The organism is Phytohabitans houttuyneae (assembly GCF_011764425.1).
Lineage (GTDB): Bacteria > Actinomycetota > Actinomycetes > Mycobacteriales > Micromonosporaceae > Phytohabitans > Phytohabitans houttuyneae.
The window spans coordinates 1,300,610-1,324,110 of sequence record NZ_BLPF01000003.1 but is presented as its reverse complement, the minus strand read 5'-3'; the positions used below and the strand labels follow the sequence as shown (position 1 = coordinate 1,324,110).

General features: G+C 73.9%; 19 protein-coding genes and 2 pseudogenes. 11 read left to right on the top strand and 10 right to left on the bottom strand.

Going from position 1 to position 23,501, the window contains the following annotated elements; translation table 11 throughout:
• The first annotated feature begins 9 nt into the window (after positions 1-9).
• Together Phou_RS40970 and Phou_RS40965 are read left to right on the top strand one after the other, a co-directional pair.
• Positions 10-2,460 (top strand): helix-turn-helix transcriptional regulator, encoded by a 2,451-nt coding sequence (locus tag Phou_RS40970; protein WP_173068048.1) that lies wholly within the window; start codon positions 10-12, stop codon positions 2,458-2,460.
• Complete coding sequence (locus Phou_RS40965) at positions 2,457-2,981, top strand: LuxR family transcriptional regulator (RefSeq protein ID WP_173068045.1); 525 nt, start codon at positions 2,457-2,459, stop codon at positions 2,979-2,981. Before Phou_RS40970 ends, Phou_RS40965 begins: the two co-directional genes overlap by 4 nt.
• A gap of 64 nt (positions 2,982-3,045) precedes the next feature.
• Here the strand turns inward: Phou_RS40965 and Phou_RS40960 are convergent, their stop codons facing one another.
• On the bottom strand, positions 3,046-3,828 hold the full coding sequence (locus Phou_RS40960; RefSeq protein WP_371872263.1) for a lysophospholipid acyltransferase family protein: 783 nt from the start codon (positions 3,826-3,828) through the stop codon (positions 3,046-3,048).
• On the opposite strand from Phou_RS40960, the gene Phou_RS40955 reads away from it, so the two are divergent.
• Complete coding sequence (locus Phou_RS40955) at positions 3,799-5,130, top strand: cytochrome ubiquinol oxidase subunit I (RefSeq protein WP_173068042.1); 1,332 nt, start codon at positions 3,799-3,801, stop codon at positions 5,128-5,130. The two genes, Phou_RS40960 and Phou_RS40955, sit on opposite strands and share 30 nt — an antisense overlap.
• Entirely contained in the window at positions 5,130-6,125 is a 996-nt protein-coding gene (gene cydB, locus Phou_RS40950; RefSeq protein ID WP_173069072.1) for a cytochrome d ubiquinol oxidase subunit II, read from the top strand. The genes Phou_RS40955 and cydB overlap by 1 nt, the downstream gene beginning before the upstream one ends.
• Here cydB and Phou_RS40945 read toward each other — a convergent pair.
• The 6 genes from Phou_RS40945 to Phou_RS40920 form a co-directional block, all read right to left on the bottom strand.
• Positions 6,097-7,266, bottom strand: coding sequence for an RNA polymerase sigma factor (locus Phou_RS40945; RefSeq protein WP_173068039.1), 1,170 nt, complete (start codon positions 7,264-7,266; stop codon positions 6,097-6,099). The two genes, cydB and Phou_RS40945, sit on opposite strands and share 29 nt — an antisense overlap.
• A 6-nt stretch (positions 7,267-7,272) precedes the next feature.
• Entirely contained in the window at positions 7,273-7,680 is a 408-nt protein-coding gene (locus tag Phou_RS40940; protein ID WP_173068036.1) for a YciI family protein, read from the bottom strand.
• A gap of 95 nt (positions 7,681-7,775) precedes the next feature.
• A complete protein-coding gene (locus Phou_RS40935; RefSeq protein WP_173068033.1) occupies positions 7,776-8,258 on the bottom strand; it encodes a pyridoxamine 5'-phosphate oxidase family protein in 483 nt (160 codons plus the stop codon).
• A 9-nt stretch (positions 8,259-8,267) separates the two neighbouring features.
• Complete coding sequence (locus Phou_RS40930) at positions 8,268-8,978, bottom strand: hypothetical protein (protein ID WP_173068030.1); 711 nt, start codon at positions 8,976-8,978, stop codon at positions 8,268-8,270.
• Positions 8,979-9,179: 201 nt separating this feature from the next.
• A complete protein-coding gene (locus Phou_RS40925) occupies positions 9,180-10,052 on the bottom strand; it encodes a phytanoyl-CoA dioxygenase family protein (RefSeq protein ID WP_246274312.1) in 873 nt (290 codons plus the stop codon).
• Positions 10,053-10,309: 257 nt separating this feature from the next.
• Positions 10,310-13,102, bottom strand: a complete 2,793-nt coding sequence (locus tag Phou_RS40920) for an Hsp70 family protein (protein WP_173068027.1) — start codon at positions 13,100-13,102, stop codon at positions 10,310-10,312.
• Between the two features lie 208 nt (positions 13,103-13,310).
• Here Phou_RS40920 and Phou_RS53865 point away from each other — a divergent pair, with 208 nt between their 5' ends.
• The 5 genes and pseudogenes from Phou_RS53865 (at position 13,311) to Phou_RS40905 (ending at position 17,487) form a co-directional block, all read left to right on the top strand.
• Entirely contained in the window at positions 13,311-13,988 is a 678-nt protein-coding gene (locus Phou_RS53865) for an IucA/IucC family protein (protein WP_246274311.1), read from the top strand.
• Positions 13,931-14,077: pseudogene (locus tag Phou_RS54780) on the top strand (IucA/IucC family protein); the annotation flags it as partial. The gene Phou_RS53865 and the pseudogene Phou_RS54780, both read left to right, overlap by 58 nt.
• Before the next feature lie 179 nt (positions 14,078-14,256).
• Positions 14,257-14,778 (top strand): IucA/IucC family C-terminal-domain containing protein, encoded by a 522-nt coding sequence (locus Phou_RS53860; RefSeq protein WP_246274309.1) that lies wholly within the window; start codon positions 14,257-14,259, stop codon positions 14,776-14,778.
• 2 nt (positions 14,779-14,780) lie between these two features.
• On the top strand, positions 14,781-16,379 hold the full coding sequence (locus Phou_RS40910; protein WP_246274307.1) for an IucA/IucC family protein: 1,599 nt from the start codon (positions 14,781-14,783) through the stop codon (positions 16,377-16,379).
• A complete protein-coding gene (locus Phou_RS40905) occupies positions 16,369-17,487 on the top strand; it encodes an alanine racemase (protein ID WP_173068024.1) in 1,119 nt (372 codons plus the stop codon). The genes Phou_RS40910 and Phou_RS40905 overlap by 11 nt, the downstream gene beginning before the upstream one ends.
• Here Phou_RS40905 and Phou_RS40900 read toward each other — a convergent pair whose 3' ends face one another.
• Positions 17,488-18,171, bottom strand: coding sequence for an HAD family hydrolase (locus tag Phou_RS40900; RefSeq protein WP_281365158.1), 684 nt, complete (start codon positions 18,169-18,171; stop codon positions 17,488-17,490). It lies immediately after the preceding gene.
• Positions 18,172-18,257: 86 nt separating this feature from the next.
• Here Phou_RS40900 and Phou_RS40895 point away from each other — a divergent pair, with 86 nt between their 5' ends.
• On the top strand, positions 18,258-18,764 hold the full coding sequence (locus tag Phou_RS40895) for a DUF4916 domain-containing protein (RefSeq protein WP_173068021.1): 507 nt from the start codon (positions 18,258-18,260) through the stop codon (positions 18,762-18,764).
• On the opposite strand, the gene Phou_RS40890 is transcribed toward Phou_RS40895, so the two are convergent.
• Entirely contained in the window at positions 18,743-19,444 is a 702-nt protein-coding gene (locus tag Phou_RS40890) for a neutral zinc metallopeptidase (RefSeq protein WP_173069061.1), read from the bottom strand. The genes Phou_RS40895 and Phou_RS40890 overlap by 22 nt on opposite strands.
• A 69-nt stretch (positions 19,445-19,513) precedes the next feature.
• On the opposite strand from Phou_RS40890, the gene Phou_RS40885 reads away from it, so the two are divergent.
• The gene (locus tag Phou_RS40885; RefSeq protein ID WP_218579505.1) at positions 19,514-20,026 is read left to right on the top strand and encodes a GNAT family N-acetyltransferase; all 513 of its coding nucleotides are present in this window, start codon (positions 19,514-19,516) and stop codon (positions 20,024-20,026) included.
• Positions 20,027-20,032: 6 nt separating this feature from the next.
• Here Phou_RS40885 and metH read toward each other — a convergent pair.
• Positions 20,033-23,490, bottom strand: a pseudogene (gene metH / locus Phou_RS40880) (methionine synthase).
• Positions 23,491-23,501: the final 11 nt, after the last annotated feature.

Genomic DNA, 23,501 nt, shown 5'->3' with positions numbered 1-23,501 from the left:
AGGCTCCAGTTGCGTCACGCCCCCGCCGCCACGCGGCCCGGCGCCCTCGTCGAGGAGGCGACCGCGCTGCTGGCCGCCCCTGCGCTGGTCGTCGTCGCCGGCGGGCCGGGCAGCGGGCGCTCCACCGTGCTCACCCAGCTCGGCGCCGCCTTCCGCGGGCCGGTGTTCGCCGGTGGTGGGCTGGCGATGCTCCAGGCCGTGCCGGCGTTCGCGCTGACCCGCGCGGTGCGGGTGCGGCTTCCGGCCGCCGACCCGGCACTGCTGGCCGAGGCGGTGCGCTCCCGGGTGCGGGGCGGGCTGCTGCTCCTCGACGACCTGCAGTGGGCCGACCCGGCCACCCTATCGGCCCTGCCGGCGGTCGCCGCGCACTGCCGGGTGGTGGTCGCGCTGCGCACCCCGCACCGGCTTCCGGCCGGTGTGGTGGAGGCGTTGCGGGCGGCCGCGTCGGGCTGGCTGGCGGTGCCGCCACTGTCCGCACAGGACGCTGCCGACCTGGCCCGCCGGGTGGCGCCCGGGCTCGACCAGGCCGGCGTGACCGCGGTCGTCGGCCGGGCCGGCGGGGTGCCTCTGGCGGTCGAGACGCTGGCCCGCCACGCCGCTTCCCGCGGCACCGCCGACATGGCCGAGGACGCCGCCCAGGTGGAGTACGCGGTGGCGGCCGCCCTGGCCGACCTGACCCGCCCGGCCCGGACCGCGATGGCGGCGCTGGGCCTGCTCGGCCGGCCGGCCACCGCGGCGGTGCTCGGCGCCGGCGTCGAGGAGCTCACCGAGGCCGGTCTCGTCCTCACCACCGACGGCGGGGAGCTGAGCCCGGTCTCGCCGTACCTGGCCGAGGTCGCCGCCGGCCTGCTCGACGCGCCGGGACGCCAGGCCCTGCACCGCCGGCTGGCCAGCCTGGTGCCGCCGCGCGAGGCGGCCCGGCACCTGGCCGCCGCCGGGGACGGGCCGGCCGCCTACCAGGTGGCGGTCGCCGCCGCCGGCCGGATGGCCACCGCCGGTGAACGGGCCGAGCTGCTGCTGCTCGCCTGCGACCTGCCCGGCGTCGACCCGGACCCGGACGTGCGGATGGCCGCCGCGTCCGCCGCGCTGGCCTGCGGGCGGCCGCGCGCCGCCGTCCGCGCCCTGACCGTGACCGGCGGCCCGCCGCTGGGCGTCGACGCGGCCGTGCTGCGCGCCGAGGCGCTGCTGCAGGTCGGCGAGGTGGCCGCCGCCCGCGACGCGGCCGCCCCGGTGCCCGACGGCGCCGCCCGGGACGTGGTCGCCGCCCGCGACCGGATCCTGCTGCTGGCCCGGCTCGCCGAAGACCCGGCCGAGGCGACCGCCGCGGCCGCCCGGATCGCGCAGCGGCACGGCGACCCGCCACCGCACGCCGGGCTGCGCGCCGCGCTCGCCGCGGTCCGCGCGCACGCCCGCGCCGACGGCTGGGAGTACGGGCTGGCCTCGGCGACCGCCGCCGCGGGCGCCGCCGGTGACCTGCTCGCCGCCCGGTGGAGCGCCTGGCTGCTGGTGGAGACCCTCGCCGCCGACGGGCGCCTGGCCGAGGCCGCGCAGGCCGCCGGCAGTGCCGCCCAGGCGTGCGCGGCCGACCTGGCCTACAGCTGGCAGACCCGGTTCCTGGCCGCCGAGCTGTGGTGTGTCGCGCTGCGCGGCGCCGCGACCGACGACGTGGTCCGCCGGGCCGGCGACCTGACCGACCGCACCCTGCCGGCCCTGGCCCGCGGGTACGCGACGGCCGCCGCCAGCCTGGTCGAGGCCGACGGCGGGCTGCTGGCCCCGGCCCGGTCCCGGCTGGCCGGGGTGGCGGCGCCCAGCGCGCTGCTGGACTGGGTGGGCCGCGAGGCCGCCTGGCTGGACGGGCAGCCGGACCTGGCGCTGCGGCCCGCGCACGCCGACCTGGCCCGCGCCGGCGCGCTGGTGGCCGGGCTGCACGAAATCACCGCCCGCTGGGCCTCCTCCGACCTGGGGCTGGCGCCGCCGCCGGGCAAGGCCGCCGTCGACCGGGCCGCCGCGGTCGCCGCGACCCTGGCGGCGTGGACGGCCGCCGGCGGCTTCGACCGGGCCGCCGCCGCCTGGCACGACCTGGCCGTCCGCGAGGAGGTGCGCTGCCTGCTCGCCCAGGGCATCCACGAGACCGACCCGGCGCTGGCGGTGCCGCCGCTGCTGGCCGCCGAGCGCCTCGCCGAGCAGGCCGGCCTGGTGGTGCTGCTCGGCCGGGCCCGCCGGGCGCTGCGCCGCCACGCGGTGCGCCGCGACCAGCGCGGACCCCGCGCCGGCACCGACCTGACCGACCGGGAACGCGACGTGCTGCGCCTGGTCGCCGCCGGCGAGCCGACCCGCCGGATCGCCGGGCAGCTGGGCATCTCCGGGGAGACCGTGGAGACCCACATCCGCTCGGGCATGCGCAAGCTGGGGGCGCGCACCCGCACCGAGGCCGCCGCCCGGTTGGGACAGCTGACATGACCGAGACTCCCCGCTACGTGGTGTCGACGTCGGCCGACGCGACTAGCGTGCTGCGCCGCCTGGCCCGCGGCGGCTGGCAGACCCGTGAGGGGTTCGCGCTGGCCGAGGCGGCGTGGGACATGGCGGAGTCGCGGCTGGTGCTGTTCGGCCGGGTGCCGGACGCGGAGACCGCCCACCTGGCCGTGCTGGCGGCCGCGCGGGGCACCGGCATCGTGGCGATCACCGACCCGGTGGGGGAGCTGGGCCGGGCGCTCGTGGCCGACCTGGGGCGGCTCGGCCCGGTGTACGCGGACCCGGACGCCGAGCCCGAGCCGGAGTCCGACGACGTGGTCGGCCAGCTGGTGCCGGAGCAGCGCGCCCTGCTCGAACGCCTCGCCAACGGCGAGACGATCGCCGCCGCGGCCGCCGCCGAGTTCCTGTCGCTGCGCACCGCCAACCGCCGCATCGCACAGGCCCGCGAGGTCCTCGGCGTGCGCACCACCCGCGAGGCCGTCCTGGCCTACCTGCGCCAGCGCAGCTGAGCTCTCCCGCCCCGCGCGCGGTCTCCGCCCGCTCCTCCGCGGCGGAGAGCGGGGTCAGCGCGGGTCAGCGCGGGCGGGTGCGGGACGTGGACAGTGGGCGGGTCGGGTCGACGTGGTTCGGGCGGTCGGGTTCGGCGGCGCGCAGCGGGGCCAGTGTCGCGGTGATCGCTGCCATGATCTGCTCGGTGGCCTCCCGCGCGGTGCCGGTGACCCGTAGCGGGGCGCCGAAACGTACATGCACCGTCGGGCGGTGCCGCATGGCGCGCAACAGGCCCCGGACCGCGCCTTTCGGCGCCGAGTACGGGACGAGCTCGTGGGTGCCCCACTGGGCGACCGGGATCACGACGGCGCCGCTCAGCAGCGCCAGCCGCGCGGTGCCGGTCTTGCCCTTCTCCGGCCAGAAGCCGGGGTCCAGGCCGATGCGCCCCTCCGGGTAGACGAGCACCACGGCGCCGGCCTCGACCGCGGCGGCAGCGTCGCCGAGCGCGTCGGTGACCGTCGCGGTGCCGCGGGCCACCGGCACGTGCCCGGTGCGCCGCACGAGCCAGCCGACCGAGCGCAGCCGGAACACCGCCGCGTCCGCCAGGAACCTCGGCGCCACGCCCCGCGCCCGGCACGCGGCCATCAGCACCGCCGGGTCGATGGGGCTGATGTGGTTGGCGGCCAGGATCAGCGGCCCGCCCCGCAGCGGCACCGGCACGTCGCCGGACACGCGCAGCCGCGCGAATGGGACGAGCGCCACTCGCGCCGCCCCCAGGGCGAGGGACCACCACGAACTACTATCTACTACGGGACGTAGTAAAGATGGAGGTCCCGCATGGACGCGCTCGACGTCGCCCGCTGGCAGTTCGGTGTCACCACCGTCTACCACTTCCTCTTCGTCCCCCTCACCATCGGCCTGTCCGTCCTCGTCGCCGTGCTGCAGACCATCTGGGTACGCACCGGCGACGAACGCTACCTGCGCCTGACCAAGTTCTACGGCAAGCTCTTCCTGGTCAACTTCGCGATGGGCGTGGTCACCGGCATCGTGCAGGAGTTCCAGTTCGGCATGAACTGGAGCGACTACTCCCGCTTCGTCGGCGACGTCTTCGGCGTCCCCCTGGCCATCGAGGCCCTGTTCGCGTTCTTCCTCGAGTCCACCTTCCTCGGCCTGTGGATCTTCGGCTGGGAACGCCTCCCGCGCCGCGTCCACCTCGCCTGCATCTGGATCGCCGCCGCCGGCTCCACCGCCAGCGCCTACTTCATCCTCGCCGCCAACTCCTGGATGCAAAACCCGGTCGGCTACGAGGTCGACGCCACCGGCCAGGCCCGCCTCACCGACTTCGGCGCCGTCCTGACCAACAAGGTCACCCTCGTCACGTTCCCGCACACCATCGCCGGCTGCTTCCTCGTCGCCGGCGCCCTCATGACCGCCGTCGCCCTCTGGCACCTGGTCACACACGGCACCGAGGCGTTCCGCCCCGCCCTGCGCCTGGGCGCCTGGGTCACCCTCGCCGCCGCGGCCGCCGTCGCCATCACCGGCGACACCCAAGGCAAGATCATGACCGAGGTACAGCCGATGAAGATGGCCGCCGCCGAAGCCCTCTACCAGAGCGAACAGCCGGCCGCGTTCTCCGTCCTGACCATCGGCACCCTCGACGGCGGCCGCGAGGTGTTCGCCATCAAAATCCCGTACCTGCTGTCCTGGCTCGGCACCGGCGACACCCACGGCCGCGTCGAAGGCATCAACGACCTGCAGGCCCAGTACACCGCCCAGTACGGCCCCGGCAGCTACAACCCGGTCATCCCGGTCACCTACTGGAGCTTCCGCCTCATGATCGGGCTCGGCATGCTCGCCGCGTTCGTCGCCCTCATCGCCCTGTGGGCACAGCGCCGCGGCCGGGTACCCCGCTCCCGGTGGCTGGCCCGCGCCTGCCTCGTGCTGCCGCTGCTGCCCCTGGCCGCCAACATCTTCGGCTGGATCTTCACCGAGATGGGCCGCCAACCCTGGCTCGTCTTCGGCGAGATGCTCACCCGCGACGGCGTGTCCCGCAGCGTCTCACTCACCGAGGTGCTCACCTCGTTCACCGCGTTCACCCTCGTCTACGCCGCCCTCGCCCTCATCGAGGTCAAGCTGCTGGTCCGCTACGCCGCCAAGGGGCTGTCGTGATCGAGCTCGCCACCGTCTGGTTCATCCTCATCGCCGTGCTGTTCACCGGCTACTTCGTCCTGGAAGGCTTCGACTTCGGCGTCGGCGCGCTGCTGCCCGCCCTCGGCCGCGACGAACGCCAACGCCGCGGCATGCTGGCCACCATCGGCCCGGTCTGGGACGGCAACGAGGTCTGGCTCATCACCGCCGGCGGCGCCATGTTCGCCGCGTTCCCCGCCTGGTACGCCACCCTCTTCTCCGCCCTCTACCTGCCGCTGCTGCTCATCCTGCTCGCCCTCATCCTGCGCGGCGTCGCCTTCGAGTACCGGGGCATGCGCGACGACCCCGCCTGGCGCGCCCGCTGGGACGCCGCCATCGTCTTCGGCTCCACCGCACCCGCCTTCCTGTGGGGCGTCGCCCTGGCCAACCTGACCCGCGGGCTGCCACTGGCACCGGACGGCGACTACGCCGGCGGCCTGCTCGACCTGCTGCACCCGTACGCGCTGCTCGGCGGCCTGGTCACCCTCACCCTGTTCGTCACGCACGGCGCCGTCTTCCTCGCCCTGAAAACCGTCACCCCGATCCGCGAACGCGCCACCCGCCTCGCCGCCCGCACCGGCCCGGTGGCGCTGGCCGCGCTCACCGCCTTCGCGGCGTGGACCCTCGCCATCCGCTCCGCACCGGCCGCCGTCGCGGCCGCCGCCGGGTCGGTGCTCGCCCTGGCCGCGGCACTGGCCGCCAACCGGGCCCGCCGCGAAGGCTGGGCCTTCACCGGTACCGCCGTGACCATCGGCCTGCTCGTGGTCGCCCTGTTCACGGCCCTGTTTCCCGCCGTGCTCCCGTCCACCGCCGGCACCGCCGACCTGACCGTCGACACCGCGTCGTCCTCGCCCTACACGCTGCGCCTCATGACCTGGGTCGCCGCGATCTTCACCCCGCTCGTCCTGCTCTACCAGGGCTGGACGTACTGGGTCTTCCGCAAACGCGTCACGACGGCCGACGACGGCTACCACTGAGGCGTAGCAGCGCGTTGAGCCGGGCCGCCTGCCGGGTCAGGTGGCCCGCCTCGGCCAGGTTCGACGCCTCCCGGGCCGCCCGCGCGTACAGCCGCGCCGCGGTGACCAGGTCACCGTCCCGCTCGTGCAGGTACGCCACCACCGCCGTGTACCGGGGCAGCGCCGGGTCCAACCCCGCCAGCGCCGCCAGCCCGGCCCGCGCGCCGTCCGCCTCACCGACCGCCACCGCCCGGTTGAGCCGGGCCACCGGGCTGCCGGTCAGGCGCACCAGCTCGTCGTACCACTCGACGATCTGCACCCAGTCCGTCTCCGCCGCCGTGCGGGCGTCCGCGTGCAGCGCCGCGATCGCCGCCTGCGCCTGAAACTCACCCAGCCGGTCGCGGGCCAGCGCCGCCTGCAGCACCTGCACCCCCTCGGCGATCATGCCGGTGTCCCACCGGCCGCGGTCCTGCTCGGCCAGCGGCACCAGGCTGCCGTCCGCCCGCGTGCGCGCCGGCCGCCGCGCGTGGTGCAGCAGCATCAGCGCCAGCAGGCCCGCCACCTCCTCGTGCCGGGTCATCACCGCCAGCTGCCGGGTCAACCGGATCGCCTCCGCGGCCAGGTCGACGTCACCGGAGTAGCCCTCGTTGAACACCAGGTACAGCACCCGCAGCACCGTGGCGACATCACCGGGCTGGTTGAGCCGCACCCCCGACACCGTCTGCTTGGCCCGGCTGATCCGCTGCGCCATCGTCGCCTCCGGCACCAGGTACGCCCGGGCGATCTGCCGGGTGCTCAGCCCACCCACCGCCCGCAGCGTCAACGCCACCGCCGACGCCGGCGACAGCGACGGATGCGCGCACAGGAAGTACAGCTCGAGCGTGTCGTCGACCGCCCCGACCGGCTCCGGCACCGGCTCCACCTCGACCAGCACCTCACGCCGCCGCCGCGAGGCCTCCGCGCGGGCCGCGTCCAGAAACTTGCGCCAGGCCACCGCCACCAGCCAGCCCTTGGCATCCTGCGGCGGGTCGTCCGGCCACAGCCGCACCGCCTCCACCAGCGCGTCCTGCACGGCGTCCTCGGCCGCCGCGAAGTCGGCTCCGCGGCGCACGAGAACCCCGATCACCGCCGGCGTGAGGGACCTGAGCAGGGCCTCGTCCACCGCCGGTCACTCCGTGATGGTCGGCGGCACGGTCAGGAACGGCCGCACCTCCAGCCACTCGTGGATCGGCTCGCCACCCGCGCCCGGCGCCGCCGACAGCTCACCGGCCAGCTCGATCGCCCGCTCGTAGGAGTCCACGTCGATCACCATCCAGCCGGCGATCAGGTCCTTCGTCTCCGCGAACGGCCCGTCGGTCACCGGCGGGCGCCCCGCACCGTCGAACCGGACGAACGTGCCGGTGGGGGAGAGCGCCTGACCGTCGACGAACTCGCCGGTCTGCTCCAGCCGCGCGGCGAACTCGTCCATGTACCTCATATGGGCCGTGACCTCCTCCGGAGTCCACTGGTCCATCGGCACGTCGTTGACCGCCGCGGGCGCGCCACGGTAGTGCTTGAGCAGCAGGTACTTGGCCATCAGGGGCCTCCTCGACCAGATGCGGCCCATTGTGGCCGCGCGCACCCCTGGGACGAAGCAGCACCCCGGATTTCGACATGCCCGCCGGCGCGATCTCAGCGCTTGAACTGCCGCACCCCGGCACCCGGCCGCCACAGGTCGATCAGCAGATGGTCGGCCGGAGTGCCCACCCGCGTCCACACCACCTCGTCGATGTCGGCGCGGAACAGGTGCGAGCGCTCCTGCGGTGTCTCACCACCGTGCGCGGCCGCCACCTGCCGCGGGTCGGTGACCTCCACCGCACGCCCCGACAGCTTCGCGTCACCCGGCCACGTCGACGGGTCGCCCTCCGGCGGGTCCTCGCTGCCCGAATGCAGCGCGAACCGCGGGTCGCGGCGCAGGTCGACCGCCTTACGGGCCATCCACATGCTGCCGAACCACAGGTCACCGTCGCGGAACTCCGACTCCGTCCCGCTGATCCGCGGACCACCGTCGCGGCGCAGCGTCGCCAGCGTCTTGTGCCGGTGCGCGTCCAACAGCCGCCGCACCGCCGCCGCCAGCTGCGGCGCCTCGCCCTCGAACCGCTCCCACCTCGCCAAGACCGGCCCTCAGCCCACGTCGCGCAGCTCGGCCAGCCGCGCCTCGATCTCGGCCAGCTCGGCACGCAGCTTCTGCGCCTGCTGCTCGGCCTCACTGCGCTCCGCCGACAGGATCTGCTCGACCGCCTCCTGCACACCCGGCACGTCGACCAGCGCCACCATCTTCAACGCCTCCGACGGGCGGATCACATACGGCTTCGCCAGGGCCTTCGCACCCTGCGTCGCCGCCACCGTCCACTCACCCTCGGTATACGAAAGGGTGACGGTCAGGCCCGCCGGCGCCTTCGGCTTCGCCGCCTTGGCCGCCTTACGACCCGCCGGCTTCTCCACGACAGCCGCCGCGGGTGCTTCATCCACAGTGGTCACTTTCGCCTCCTCGCGCGGCGCCGGCACCGGCGACCTGGTGATCTTCAGCTCGGGCTGGGGAGCGACCGGCTCCGGTGGCGGCGCCACCTTCTTCGCCGGGGCCTTCGCACCCTTCGGCGGGATGACCACATCGGTGGGGGAGAACGGCAACTCGTCCTTGCCGAACCGCACCACCACCCACTCGTCCGACAGCTCCGGGTCGGTGAGCTCCACCACCTGCCCGATCTGCCCGGCGATCTGCCCGGCCGCCTCGGTGAACATCACCCGCGGCTTACGACCCGCCGCGAGCGTGTCGCGGATCGACTGCAGGTCGTCGGTGGACAGTCCTCGAACGGCGGAACGCGCGGGTGCCATCACGAACCTCTTCCGTACACGTGTTTGATGACAGCTTCCTACCAGCCCCGTACGACAACGTCCACCGACACGCGGTCAAGGCGCCACAAAGGACAGTTATCCAGAGGTTCGATAATGCACATTATGTCAACTTGAGCGCGTCGACCCACGCGAAGGCCCGGCCCCCCACACACGGGAGCCGGGCCACAAGCGAAAACCGCCCTACGGGATCAGCGGCGGGTACTTCGGGTCAAGCAGGTCGTGCTCCTTCAACAGCCCGTACAGCGGGACGTCCTTCGGGTAATGCCCCCACGCGTGGTCGCCGTCGCCGTCCTGCAGACCGACCAGCTGCCGCTGCACCGGCGTCAGGCCCGCCAGATCCTCCGACATCGTCTCCCGCGTGTGCACCCACCGGTACGTGTACCCGAAGAACACACCCTTGCGCGTCACGTCCGAGTAGTTGTTCGAACGCGCGTGCCAAATGCGCCGGTCGAAGAAGACCGCGTCACCCGCGTTGGCGGTCACCTCGATCGCACCCTCCGGGTTCGGCCACTCCATGTCCCGGCGCGGCGGGCCGTCGATCCAGTTGGTGAGGTGGCTGCCCGGAACGACCTGGAAGTTGCCCCGGCCGGTCTGCGACACGTCCGACAGCCAGTACGCGATCTTCACGGACAGCCGCGGCCGCGGGTCCGACTCGATCTCCCTGTTCTGCCGGCCGCCGTCCTGGTGCCACTCGAACCGGAACGGCTTGCGCTCCGTCAGCGGCGGGTGCACGTCCAGGTGCGAGTGGTACACGTGCACGTTCCAGCCGAGCATCGACCACACCAGGCCGAACGCCTTCGGGTGGTCCAGCAGCGGCGCCAGGTCCGGGCAGCTGTCCACCGCGTTGAGCTTGTGCAGCGACCGGTCGGCGGCGAGCTTGCCGGCGGCGGCGTGCTCCTCGTAGACCCGGTCAACGGCGGCCGCGTAGTGGGCGACCTCGTCCTCGGAGAGCACGCCCGGAACGACGATGAAGCCGTCCCGCTCGAAGTCAGCGCGCTGCTCGTCGGTCATTGCGGTGCCCGGATGGGGACGGGCCGAGACAGGGGTGGTCACGAAGGGGTCCTTCCTCCCGTGGACAGGTCTTCCGCAGCAGCCTTTTCGAACCGCTGCACGTACGACGGGCCGACCCCGTCGTCGCGTTGCCCCGAGAGCCGGCACGAGTGCCGAGGGGTCAGGCAACGTTGCCGAGGGGTTGGGCAACGATCCGGAAGAGTACTCGCATCCTCCAAACGCTGATAACCCCCGGCGACGATCTAGCACCAGCGGTCAGCGGCTAACCACCACAAGCCACGCGGAACGGACACGCGCGGTTACGCAACGCCACGGACGCGTAACACCAAGACCCGGCGGTCCTTCGTCACCACACCCACCACATCCCCCGCCAACGACACCTGCTCCGGCGGCTGCGCACCCACCTGCACCGCCTTCGTACCCTTGCCGCCGACCACATCCGCCACAAACACCTGCCACGCCACCTCGGAGCCCTTCAACCCGGCCTGCTGGAACGCCAACCGTCCACCATGCACCGCCTCGGCCTGCGCACCATCCGGCAACCGGCCCAGCTCCTTACCGTCCGGCCCCACCACCACCGCGTCGCTGATCGGGCCGAACGTCGCGTCACCCACCACCACACCCGCGGACGTCACATACCAGCCGGCGTCGTCACCCGACTCCACCGACACCTTCCACGCCTCCTTGCCCGACCGCACATCCACCGCCACCACCCGGCTCTGCGCATCCGCCTCGATCGCCGCGCACACCAGGAACTGCCCGCACGGCTTGACCCGCTCCACCGTCTGCCCCGCCGGCAGCGGCATCTTCCACGCCAGCCCGAACCCCGACAGCTTGTACCCGGCCAGCACATCCCGGCCCTTGCCCACCGCCTCGTTCTGCACACCGACCACCTGACCGGCGAACACCGTCCAGAAGTCGTCCTGCAACGGCAACGGCCCCGACGAACGCGGCTTACCCGTCACCGCGTTCACCACCGCTCCCCTGCCCTCGTCCTCCTCCAGCTCCACCACCGCGTCCGTACCCGCCGTCAACGCGTCGTGCAGCGTCCCCTCGACCGCCGGCAACACACCACCCTTGGCGCCCACCCACTGCCGCACCGGCTCCACCCGGTGATCGTCGATCACCAGCGTCTCCTCGGAGCCCGGCACCCGCTTCCACTTCTCCGCCCCGGTACGCAGATCCACCCGCAGCAGCTGATGCCCGTCGAACGAGTTGTCCACATCCACCACCACATCGGTACCCAGGTACGCGATGTCGGTACGGCTCTCCCACTTCTTGCGCCACCGCAGCTTGCCGTCCACCGCCGACAGCACCGCCCGCACATCGTCACCACCGTCGGTCGCCGAGTTGTCCCCGTCGACCACGATCAGGTCACCGACCGCCGTCAGCTTCACCCCCTCCGGCTCGAACGGCACCCTCGCCGACCACCGCGGCTCCCGCCGGTCCCCCTCACTCGGCAACGCCTTCACCTCGGTGAACCCCGAGCCCACCGCCGCCACCACCACGTCCTGCCCGGACACCGTCACCGCCGCCGCACCCGGCTGCGACAGCGCCTGCGTGTCCACAGTGGCCAGCTCACCCTTGCCACCCACCGCCGTGTCCCCCGGCTGCCCGAACTGCAACCCGCTGCCCAACCCCGGACCCGCGTCGTCGATCGTGCGCCGCAGCCACCGCGCACCCTGCACCACACCCGCCACCAGCGCGCCCACCAGCACGAACACCACACCCGCGAACACCGCCCGCCGCACCGGCCGCCGCCGGCGCGGCACCGGCTTCGCCAGCGGCACCGGCCCACCGAACTGGCCCGCCGGGCCCATCGGCGGCCGCGGCCCCGGCACCACCGGACCGGCACCCTGCGGCGGCGGGTACCCCGGCGCCGGCGACGCCGGAATCGGCGCCGACACCACACCCGCCGCGAACGGCGACGACACCGGATACGGACCCGCCGGCGAACCGAACGGACCCGACACCGGAAACGCCGGACCACCCGCCGTACCCGTCGCGGTGACCGGCGCGGCCGCCATCACGTGCACCAGCGCCCCGTACGCCACCGGCAGCTCCGGCTGCTCCGGCACCGACGGCGCCACCCCCAACCGCGCGTGCAAACGGCTCGCCACCAACGGCATCCGCGACGAACCACCCACCAGCAGCAACCCCGACAGGTGACCCGGCTCCACACCCGCGCGCTGCAACACCCGCCGCGTCTCGTCCACCGCCCGCGCCACCAGCGGCCCACCCACCCGCTCCAGCTCGTCCCGCGTCAGGTGCATCGGATCCGCCCGACCCGGCACATGCACCGGCGCCGTCGACGCCCGCGACAGCATCTCCTTGGCCGCCCGCACCTCCGACCAGAACGCCTGCCGCTCCCGCCGCTGCTCCCCGTCAGCCGGCTCCGACAGCCGCCGCCACAACTGCGGGTCACGCACCGCCACCAACTGGCCAAGGTGCGCCACCAGCGCCGAGTCCACGTCCAGGCCACCCAGGTCATCCAGGCCACCGGTCGCCAGCACCCGCAGCCCGGCCGGCTCCCGCCGCACCACCGCCACGTCGAACGTGCCGCCGCCGAAGTCGAACACCCCCAGGCAGCCACCCGGCGGCACCTGCTGACCCAACACCTGCATGCAGTACGTGGCCGCCGCGATCGGCTCGTCCAGCAGCGTCACCTGACCCAACCCGGCCCGCCACGCCGCCGCGCGCAGCACGTTGCGCCGCGGCTGCCCCCAGTCCGCCGGACAGGTCAGCACCGTCGCACCGTCCGGCGCCACCCCGGCGGTGCGCGCCTCGTCGGCGACCCGCCGCAGCGACGCGGCCAGCAGCTGCTCCACCGGCACCTCGTGCTCGCCGAGCAGCACCGTGCCCTCGTCGACCCGGCGCTTGGGGTACGGCTCGAACCGCTCCGGCGACGCACCGCCCAGCCGGGTGCCGTCCCGCCCGGTGTGCAGGCCGCCGGTGGCGTCGACGAACACGCCCGACGACAGCAACGGCGTGCCGTCGAACAGCAGCGCCCGCGGCTCCTGACCGCCGCGGCGTACCACCGCCACGGTGTGGGTCGTGCCCAGGTCCACCGCGAGGCGTACCGATCCGTCCACGCCGACGCTCCTCCCCTGTCGCGTCGTGGCCGGCGCGCTCCTCGGCCCCCGCGAGCGCACCGCCGCCGGATGGTACCCGCGGGCCGCTCGTCGTCGGCGATCACCTCTCTCCTGTCCTATGACCGCTGGCACACCCTCTAAAGCGTCCTAGGATGCTAGTGTGTGCCCCGCCGGGGAAAGCGGCGCCGGCACCCCCAAGAATGGGGCGGTGCACGCCCCAGACCCGGCCGCCACCCGCGCGGCGCTCCACCGCGACCGGCCGGATCTGCTCGCACCCTTCGACCGGGAGCTGCCCGGCGCCAGGGCCGCGGTCCTGGCCCGGCTCTGGGGGGCGTACGCCCGCGAGCCCGTCCCCGGCCTGCTGCGCCGCGCGCGGTCCGGCGGCCGGCTGACCGTCCACACCGGAGCCGGCGTGCTGGACGGGCCGGCGGACGCGGCCGAGCCGTACGCCCCGGCCGCCGGCGGGCTCACCGTCCACCTCGACGGCGCCGCGCACACCGACCCGGCGGCCCTGGCCCGCGCGCTCGGCCACCCCGGGTTCGCCGTCGAGGTCGACAACAGCGTCGCCAACCTCGCCCTGGCCCGCGCCGCCCCCGCCCGCGCGCCGGCGCTCACCGCCACCCTCCCGCAGCTGGAGCAGTCCGTCGTCGACGGGCACCCGCTGCACCCCTGCTGCCGCACCCGGCTGGGGATGTCCACCCTGGACGTGCTCCGCTACGCCCCGAGCACCGCCCGGTCGTCCGCCTCCACGTGGTGCGGGTGCCGCCGGCCCGGTGGTACGGCGACGGCCCGCCCCTGCTGCCGGTCCACCCTTGGCAGTACGAGCACGTGCTGGACGCGTACCCCTGGCTGGTGCCGGTGGGGCGCGTGCCCGCACGGCCCCTGATGAGCCTGCGCACGATGGCGCCGGCGGGCGCCACCCACCACGTCAAAACCGCGGTCGACGTCCAGATGACCTCGGCCGTGCGGACCGTCTCACCCGCCGCGGTCCGCAACGGGCCGGCGGTGACCGCGCTGCTGGCCGCCCTCGCCGCACCGGGCCTCACCGTGATGGCCGAGGACCGCGCCGGCGCGGTCCTGGTCGACGGCGAACCGTCCCGCAGCCTGGCCTACCTGCGCCGCCGCCTGCCCCGCCTGGCCCCGGCGAGGCCGCCGTGCCGCTCGCCTCGCTGGCCGCCGCCGTCCGCGCCGGCCACCGGCTGCCCGACCCGCTGGGCTTCTTCACCGCCCTCGCCGGCGTGCTGCTCACCCCGCTGCTGCACCTGCTGCGCCGCGGCGTCGCCCTGGAGGCCCACGGCCAGAACACGCTCGTCGTGCTCCGCGACGGCCACCCGCACCGGCTGCTGTACCGCGACTTCGGCGGTGTGCGGATCAGCCCCGCCGCGCTGCGCCGGCACGGCGTCGAGCCGCCACCCCTGCACGGTGACCTGGTCACCGACGACCCGCACGCCCTGCGCGCCAAGCTCCTGGCCGCCGCGGTCAGCGGCGCCCTCGCCGAGCAGGTCGCCGCGTTCTCCCGCGCCTACGGGATCACGCCGGCGCTACTGTGGACCCGGGCCGCGCGGCCCGAGCTGCGCGACGGCCCGCTGCCGGTCAAGGCGACCACCGCGATGCGACTGGCCACCGACCCGCTCACCGACGTGTGGGCGACTGTCCCGAACCCGATGGCAGGTTAGTGGTGCCCAATCTGACCGTGTGCGCGTACTCGCCCGGCACCGTCGACGACGCCGCCGCCCACACCGAGACCCACCTCGCCGCGCACGCGCCCCACCTGCGCGCACCGTTCCGGGACGCGCTGCCGCAAGCCGCGGCCGCCGTCGGCCGCCGGCTCCTCGGGGCGCTGTGGCGCGAGGACATCGCCGACACCAGGATTCGGTACGAAGGGACCGGTGACCGGCACGCGTACGACCGGGTGGAGTTCGGGGCGGTGCCGGCCGCCGACCCAGTCGCGCTGCTGCCGCCGTCCATCGTGGACGGTCCCGGCTGGGTGCTGGCCGCCGAGCTCGCCAACGCGGTCGCCAACCTCGCCGTCGCCTACGCCCGCCGCGACGCCACACCCGCGCCACCGTTCGGCGGCCCCGACGCCGCCGCGGTCACGCTGGAACGCCTCGCCGTCGATGGGCACAACCTGCACCCCTGCGGCCGCACCCGGATCGGCTGGGACGTCGACGACGTCCTCGCCCACGACCTGGAGGCTGGCACGACAAGCGTCGGGTTCGTCGCCGTACGCCGCGACGCGCACATCGGCGACGACCTCGGCCCGCTGGTCGGCGGGCCGGCCGCGCCGCCCGGCTACGTGGTGCAGCCCGTGCACGCCTGGCAGCGCGACGCCGTCCTGGCCCGCCGCTACCCCGACCTGCTGCGCGACGGCACCCTGCGCCTGCTCGACGGCGCCGTCCCCGCCGTACCCACCGCCGCGCTGCGTACCCTGCTGCTGCCCGGCGGCCGCTACCTCAAGCTCTCCCTCGACATCCAGGTCACCTCCAGCCGGCGCAGCATCTCCGTCGCCGCCACCCGCAACGGCCCCGCCCTGTCCGCGCTGCTGGCCCGCCTGCTGGCCGGCGAAGACCGGGTGGTGCTGCTCGCCGAGACCGCCGGCGCCGCACTCGACGGCAGCCGCGACGCCTCCGCCATCGTCCGCGACGGCCTCACCGGCCGCCTCGCGCCCGGCGAACGCGTCGTGCCCGGCGGCGCCCTGCCGATCGTCGCCGGGGAGCTACTCGACGAGTACGGCGCCGGCCCGCTCGCGTTCCTGACCGACTACGCCCGGCTGGTGCTGCCGCCGCTGCTGCGCCTGGCCACCCGCCACGGCATCGCCCTCGAAGCGCACCTGCAGAACTGCCTGCCCACCTTCACCGCCGGCCACCCGCACCGCCTCGTCCTGCGCGACCTGGCCGGCATGCGCCTGCACCGGCCGCGCCTGGCCGCCGCCGGCACCGACCTGGCCCTGTGGCCCGGCTCCGTCATCGCCACCGACGACCTCTACACGATGCGCGCCAAGCTCGGCTACACCGCCTTCCAGGCCCACCTCGGCGAGCTCGTCATCGCCCTGGCCCGGCACGGCCTCGACGAGACAGCCGCCTGGCGGGCGGTCCGCGCCGTCGTCGACGAGACGTACGAGCCGCTGCGCGCCGACCCGGCCACCGCCTCCGCCGCGGCCGCCGACCACGCCGCGTTCACCGCGCCGACCGTGCCGCACAAGGCGCTGGTGAGGATGCGGCTGACCGGCGGCGGCGACGTGTACATCCCGGTCCGGAACCCGCTGCATGCTCCCTGAACACGCCCTCGACCGGCTCCCCGCGTACGTGTACGACACCGCGGTGCTGCGGGCCCGCGCGGCCGCCCTCAAAGCCGCGCTGCCACCCGGCGCGTCCCTGCTGTACGCGGTCAAGGCCAACGGCCACCCCGCCGTGGTCTCCGCGCTGGCCGAGGTCTGCGACGGCCTCGAAGTGGCCTCCGGCGGCGAGCTCGCCCTCGCCGTCGACGCCGGCGCCCGCACCATCGCGTTCGGCGGCCCGGCCAAGACCGACGACGAGCTGCGCGCCGCGGTCGGCGCCGGCGCCCTCGTCCACGTCGAAAGCGTCCTCGAGCTGCGCCGCCTCGCCAGGCTCGCCACCGGCCCGCTCGACATCGCGCTGCGCGTCAACCGGGCCGGCGGGACCCTGACCGGCAGCCACAGGATGACCGGCACACCCACCCCGTTCGGCATCGAAGAGGCCCAGCTGCCCGCCGTCGCCGCGCTCGCCGCCGCCCTGCCCCACCTGCGCGTGACCGGCTTCCACCTGCACGCCGTCTCCAACAACCTCGACGCGGCCGCGCACACCGCCTTCGTCGACGACGCGGTCCGCTGGTCGGTGGCCACCGCCGCCCGCCTCGGCGTCACCCTCACCTACGTCAACGTCGGCGGCGGCCTCGGCGTCGACTACACCGGCGGCGACACCTTCGACCTGACCCGGCTGCGGCCCCAGCCGCCACCGCCCGGCGTGCGGCTCGCCTTCGAACCCGGCCGCTTCCTCACCGCCGGCGCCGGCTGGTACGCCGCCGAGGTCCTCGACCTCAAACACACCCACGGCCGCTGGTTCGCCGTCCTGCGCGGCGGCACCCACCACTTCCGGCTACCGGCCGCCTGGGGATACAGCCACCCGTTCACCGTGCTGCCCCGCGACACCTGGCCGTACGACTTCCCCCGCCCCGAGGTCCGCGACGTCGACATCGACGCCGCCGGCGAGCTGTGCACCCCCCGCGACGTGCTCACCCGCGGGCAGCGCGTCGACCGGCTGCGGGTCGGCGACGTGCTGGTGTTCGGCAACGCCGGCGCGTACGGATGGGACATCTCCCACCGCGACTACCTGCGCCACCCCCACCCGGCGATCGTGGTGCTGTGACTACCGCGCGGCGTCCACCCCGGACAGCAGGTTGCCCAGCAGGGTGAGGTCCACCCCGGTCAGCGTCTCCAGCAGGTGCAGCCCTTCGACCGGGTCCAGCGGCACCTCGCTCGGCACGCCCAGCACCGCCGCACCCGCCGCGAGGGCGCTGGTCACCCCCGCCCGCGAGTCCTCGATCGCCACACACCGCTCGATCGGCACCCCCAGCAGGCTCGCCGCCAGCCGGTACGGCTCCGGGTCCGGCTTCGGCGACCGCACCTCGTCACCGGCCACCACCACGTCGAAGTTCTCCCGGCCCAGCGTCTCCAGCGCCACCTCGACCAGCGGCCGCGCCGTCGACGTGACAAGCGCCGCCGGCAGGCCCGCCGCACGCACCGCCGACAGCAGCCCCAGCGCGCCCGGCCGCCACACCAGCCCGGTCCGGAACAGCTGCGCCATCCGCGCCGCGATCCACTCCTGGCTCGGCCCCAGCGGCCGCCACTGCTGGCCCAGATCCGCGTGCAGGATCCGCATCGACGTCGTGGCGTCACTGCCCACCATCGCCACCCGCGCCGCGTCGGACAGGCTCCCGCCGTACTCGGCGGCCAGCTCGCGCAGGGCGACATCCCACAACCGCTCGCTGTCCACGAGCGTGCCGTCCATGTCGAACAACACGGCGGCCAGCCCCGGCCTGGTCTGCGTCACGACCTCGATCCTCCCCGATGCCGCGACCCGCCCGGCGGCGCGCCCCGCCCGCTGTGGCCGGGACCTCACCGCGATGATGGACAGTCGTGACCGACATCATCGGCGCGGGCGAGCGATGGATACCGGCCGGCGAGTACGCCCGCATCCTCGCCCGGGTGCCCATCGCCTGCGTCGACCTGCTGCCCCTGTCCGCCGACGACCGCCCGCGCGTCGGCCTGATCCACCGGGACACCCCCGCCGGGCCCGGCTGGTGCCTGGTCGGCGGCGCCGTGCTGCGCGACGAGCCACTCGCCGCCGCCGTCACCCGCCACCTGGCCGCCACCCTCGGCGGCGCCGTCACGCTCACCGCGCTCGCCTACGCCACCACCGTCGAGTACTTCACCCAGCCCGGCATCGGCGACTTCCACGACCCGCGCAAGCACGCCATCGCGCACACCTACACCGGTGTCTGCGCCGGAACACCGGAACCGGCCGGCGAGGCCGACCGGTTCGCGTGGTTCGAGACCGACCGCCTGCCGCCCGACGAGGAGTTCGGCTTCGGGCAGGGCCGGGTCGTGCGGCGGATCCTCGGTCAGTTCAGCTCACACGGCTGAAGCGACCCCTCGTAGCCCTCGAAGAACGCGTCGGTGCGCTGCTGCGCCGTACCGTGCGCGTCCGGCGCGAACCACGGCTGGCTCGGGTCGTCACCCACCGCCAGCAGCCCCTGCCGCAGCTCGTCGATGTCACCCCGGTCCAGCGTCAACGTCCCCGCCTTCACCGAGTCGCCGATGTACGCCCCGGCCATGCAGTCCGCCTGCAGCTCCTGCTCGATCGTGTACCGGTACCGGATGCCCAACCGCACCTGGACCGCGTGCGCGTACTCGTGGCCCAGCAGGTAGAAGATGAACGCGTCACCGATCTGCCGGAACGCGCCCACCGCCCAGTTCACGTCGTACGCGATGAAGTCGCCCGCCGAGCAGTACGCCGCGTTGTTGCGGGTCAATGGCTGCCCGCCGCACGCCACCTCACCGTCCTGCCGGTACGCCTCGATCCGCCGCACCGGCTCGAACCCGCGCACCCGCTCACCCCAGTACCCCTCGGCCACGTCGACCGCGCCCTGGATGTCCCCCTGGAACTCCTCGACGCTCATCGTGCCGTCTTCCCGCTCCCCCGGCGACGCCTCCGCGCTCGCCGGCGGATCCCCCTCCGGCGGCTCGCCCTCGCCGTCGGTGCCCACGAAACAGCCCGCCGCGAACAGCGCCAGCACCAGCCCGGCGACCCGCACCCACCGCATCGTCACGTCCCGTTTGTACCCGCGGGCGGCAACACCCAAGCGTTGCCACACGGGATCTACGCTGTGACCGTGGACGAGACGCGCGTGGTCCTCCGCCCGGCCACCGCGGACGACTTCTGGCTGTTCGAACGGCAGGCCGTCGACCCCGACGCCGCCGGCACCTTCAACTGGTCCGGCTTCCGCGACATCCGCGCCACCCGCCGCCGCTTCGACGAAAACGGCCTCATCACCCCCGACGGCGGCTGCCTCGTCGTGCAGGTCGACGACGCCGCCGCCGGCACCGTCGTGTGGACCAAGGTGCACTACGGCACGCCCGCCTGGTGGTGCTGGAACGTCGGCATCTCCCTGCTGCCCGAGCACCGCGGCAAAGGCGTCGGCACCCTCGCCCAACGCCACCTGGTCGCCTACCTGTTCGACACCACCCCGGTACAGCGCGTCGAGGCGTACACCGACGTGGACAACACCGCCGAGCAGCGCGCCCTGGAAAAGGCCGGCTTCACCCGCGAAGGCGTCCTACGCGCCACCCAGTTCCGCGAAGCCCGCTGGCGCGACCTCGTCATGTACAGCCTCGTCCGCCCCTGACCCTCGCTACTTGGCGTTGAAGTAGTTGGCGTCCGGGTGGTGGACCACGATCGCGTCCGTGGCCTGCTCCGGGACCAGCTGGAACTCCTCCGACAGCTGCACACCGATCCGGTCGGCGCCCAGCAGGTCCACGATCTTCGCGCGGTCCTCCAGGTCCGGGCACGCCGGGTACCCGAACGCGTACCGGCAGCCGCGGTAGTCGGTGCGCAACAGCCCCGCCAGGTCCGCCGGGTCGCCGTCGGCCACCGTGCCGCCGCCCGGCAGCGTCAGCTCGCTCCGGATCCGCTTGTGCCAGTACTCGGCCAGCGCCTCCGTCAGCTGCACCGACAGCCCGTGCACCTCCAGGTAGTCGCGGTACTCGTTGCGGGCGAACAGCTTCGCCGTGTACTCGCTGATCGGCTGCCCCACCGTCACCAGCTGCAGCGCCACCACGTCCAGGCCCTCACCGGCCGGCCGGAAGAAGTCGGCCAGGCACAGCCGCCGCTCCTGCCGCTGCCGCGGGAACGTGAAGCGGGCCCGCTCGGCGTGCCCGTTCTCGTCCAGCACCACCAGGTCGTTGCCCTCCGAGTATGCCGGGAAGTAGCCGTAGACGACCGCCGCCTCCAGCACCTTGTCCGAGATCAGCCGGTCCAGCCAGTACCGCAGCCTCGGCCGCCCCTCGGTCTCCACCAGCTCCTCGTACGTCGGGCCGGAACCACCCCGCGAACCGCGCAGCCCCCACTGCCCCAGGAACGTGGCCCGCTCGTCCAGCAGCGCCGCGTAGTCGGCGAGGGGCAGGCCCCGCACGACGCGGGTGCCGAAGAACGGCGGCGCCGGCACCTCCACGTCCCGCGCCACGTCCGAGCGGACCGAGTCGTCACTCAGCTCCGGCAGCGACTCCGCCACGATCGTGCGCTGCTTCTCCCGGCGCGCCTTGCGGGCCGCCAGCGCCGCCTCCCGGTCCGCGTCGACGACCGGCGCCTCACCCCGCTTCGCGGCCATCACCCGTTCCATCAGCGACAGCCCCTCGAACGCGTCCCGCGCGTAGTGCACCTGCCCGCCGAACATCGAACGCAGGTCGTCCTCCACGTACGCACGGGTCAGCGCCGCACCGCCCAGCAGCACCGGCCACCGCTCGCCGACCCGCGGGCGTCCATCTCCTGCAGGTTTTCCTTCATGATCACGGTGCTCTTGACCAGCAGCCCGGACATGCCGATCGCGTCCGCCTGGTGCTGCTCCGCCGCGTCGAGGATCGCGTTGATCGGCTGCTTGATGCCGATGTTCACGACCTCGTACCCGTTGTTGGACAGGATGATGTCGACGAGGTTCTTGCCGATGTCGTGCACGTCGCCGCGGACCGTGGCCAGCACGATGCGGCCCTTGCCGCCGTCGTCCGCCTTGTCCATGTGCGGCTCCAGGTACGCCACCGCGGTCTTCATCACCTCGGCCGACTGCAGCACGAACGGCAGCTGCATCTGCCCCGACCCGAACAGCTCGCCGACCACCTTCATCCCGTCCAGCAGGATGTCGTTGATGATCGCCAGCGCCGACATCGACGCCAGCTGCTCGTCGAGGTCGGCCTCCAGGCCGTTGCGCTCGCCGTCGATGATCCGCCGCTTGAGCCGCTCGTCCAGCGGCAACCCGGCCAGCTCCTGCGCCCGCGTCGCCCGCGCCGACGCCACGTCCACACCCTCGAACAGCTCGATGAACCGCTGCAGCGGGTCGTAGCCCTCACGCCGCCGGTCGTACACCAGGTCAAGCGCGACCGAACGCTGCTCCTCCGGGATCTTCGACATCGGCAGGATCTTGCTGGCGTGCACGATCGCGCTGGTCAGCCCCGCCTCCACGCACTCGTGCAGGAACACCGAGTTGAGCACCTGACGGGCCGCGGCGTTCAGACCGAAGGAGACGTTCGAGATACCCAGGGTGAAGTTCACGCCGGGGTACCGCTGCGCGATCTGCCGGATCGCCTCGATCGTCTCGATGCCGTCCCGGCGGGTCTCCTCCTGCCCCGTCGAGATCGGAAACGTCAGGCAGTCGACGAGGATGTCCGGCACCGCCAGCCCCCACCGGCCGGTCAGGTCGTCGATCAGCCGCGACGCCACCCGCACCTTCCACTCCGCGGTGCGCGCCTGCCCCTCCTCGTCGATGCACAGCGCCACCACACCCGCGCCGTGCTCGCTCACGATCGGCATCACCCGCGCGTACCGCGAATCCGGCCCGTCGCCGTCCTCGAAGTTGACCGAGTTGACCACGCACCGCCCGCCGAGCATCTCCAGCCCCGCCTCGATCACCGCCGGCTCGGTCGAGTCCAGCATGATCGGCAACGTCGACGCCGTCGCGAACCGGCCGGCCAGCTCGCGCATGTCCTGCGCGCCGTCCCGCCCCACGTAGTCGACACACAGGTCCAGCAGGTGCGAACCGTCCCGCGCCTGCCCCCGCGCGATCTCCACACACGACTGGTAGTCACCGGCGAGCATCGCGTCCCGGAACGCCTTCGACCCGTTCGCGTTCGTCCGCTCGCCGACCATCAGCACGCTCGCGTCCTGCGCGAACGGCACGTGGTGGTAGATCGACGACACGCCCGCCTCGACGACCGGACGCCGCGGCGCCGCCTGCGCGCCCGCCAGCCGCTCCGACACCACCCGCACGTGCTCCGGCGTCGTGCCGCAGCAGCCGCCGATCAGCGACACCCCGTACTCGTTCACGAACCGGTCCAGCGCCTCCGCCAGCTCATCCGGCGTCAGCGGGTACCGCGCGCCGTCCGCCGTCAGCTCCGGCAGCCCCGCGTTCGGCATCACCGACAGCGGCACCCGCGCGTGCTGCGACAGGTACCGCAGGTGCTCGGTCATCTCCGCCGGACCGGTCGCGCAGTTCAGGCCGATCAGGTCGATGCCCAGCGGCTCCAGCGCGGTCAACGCCGCACCGATCTCGCTGCCCAGCAGCATCGTGCCGGTCGTCTCCACCGTCACGTGGCAGATCAGCGGCACCGCACGGCCCGCCTCCGCCGCCGCCCGGCGCACCCCGATCACCGCCGCCTTGGTCTGCAGCAGGTCCTGGCACGTCTCCACGATCAGCGCGTCCGCACCGCCCGCGATCAGCCCGGCCGCGTTCTGCTGGTACGCGTCGCGCAGCGCACCGTACGGCGCGTGCCCCAGCGTCGGCAGCTTCGTGCCCGGCCCGATCGACCCCAGCACGAACCTCGGCCGCTCAGGCGTCGAGAAACGGTCCGCCGCCTCCCGCGCGATCCGCGCCCCCGCCTCCGACAACTCGAAAATTCGGTGTGGAATGTCGTACTCACCAAGTGCCGCGAGGTTCGCGCCGAACGTGTTCGTCTCGACACAGTCCGACCCCGCCGCGAAGTACGCTTCGTGCACCCCCCGCACCACGTCCGGGCGGGTCACGTTGAGCACCTCGTTGCACCCCTCAAGACCCTGGAAGTCGTCGTCAACGTCCAGGTCAGCGGCCTGCAACATGGTGCCCATCGCCCCGTCGG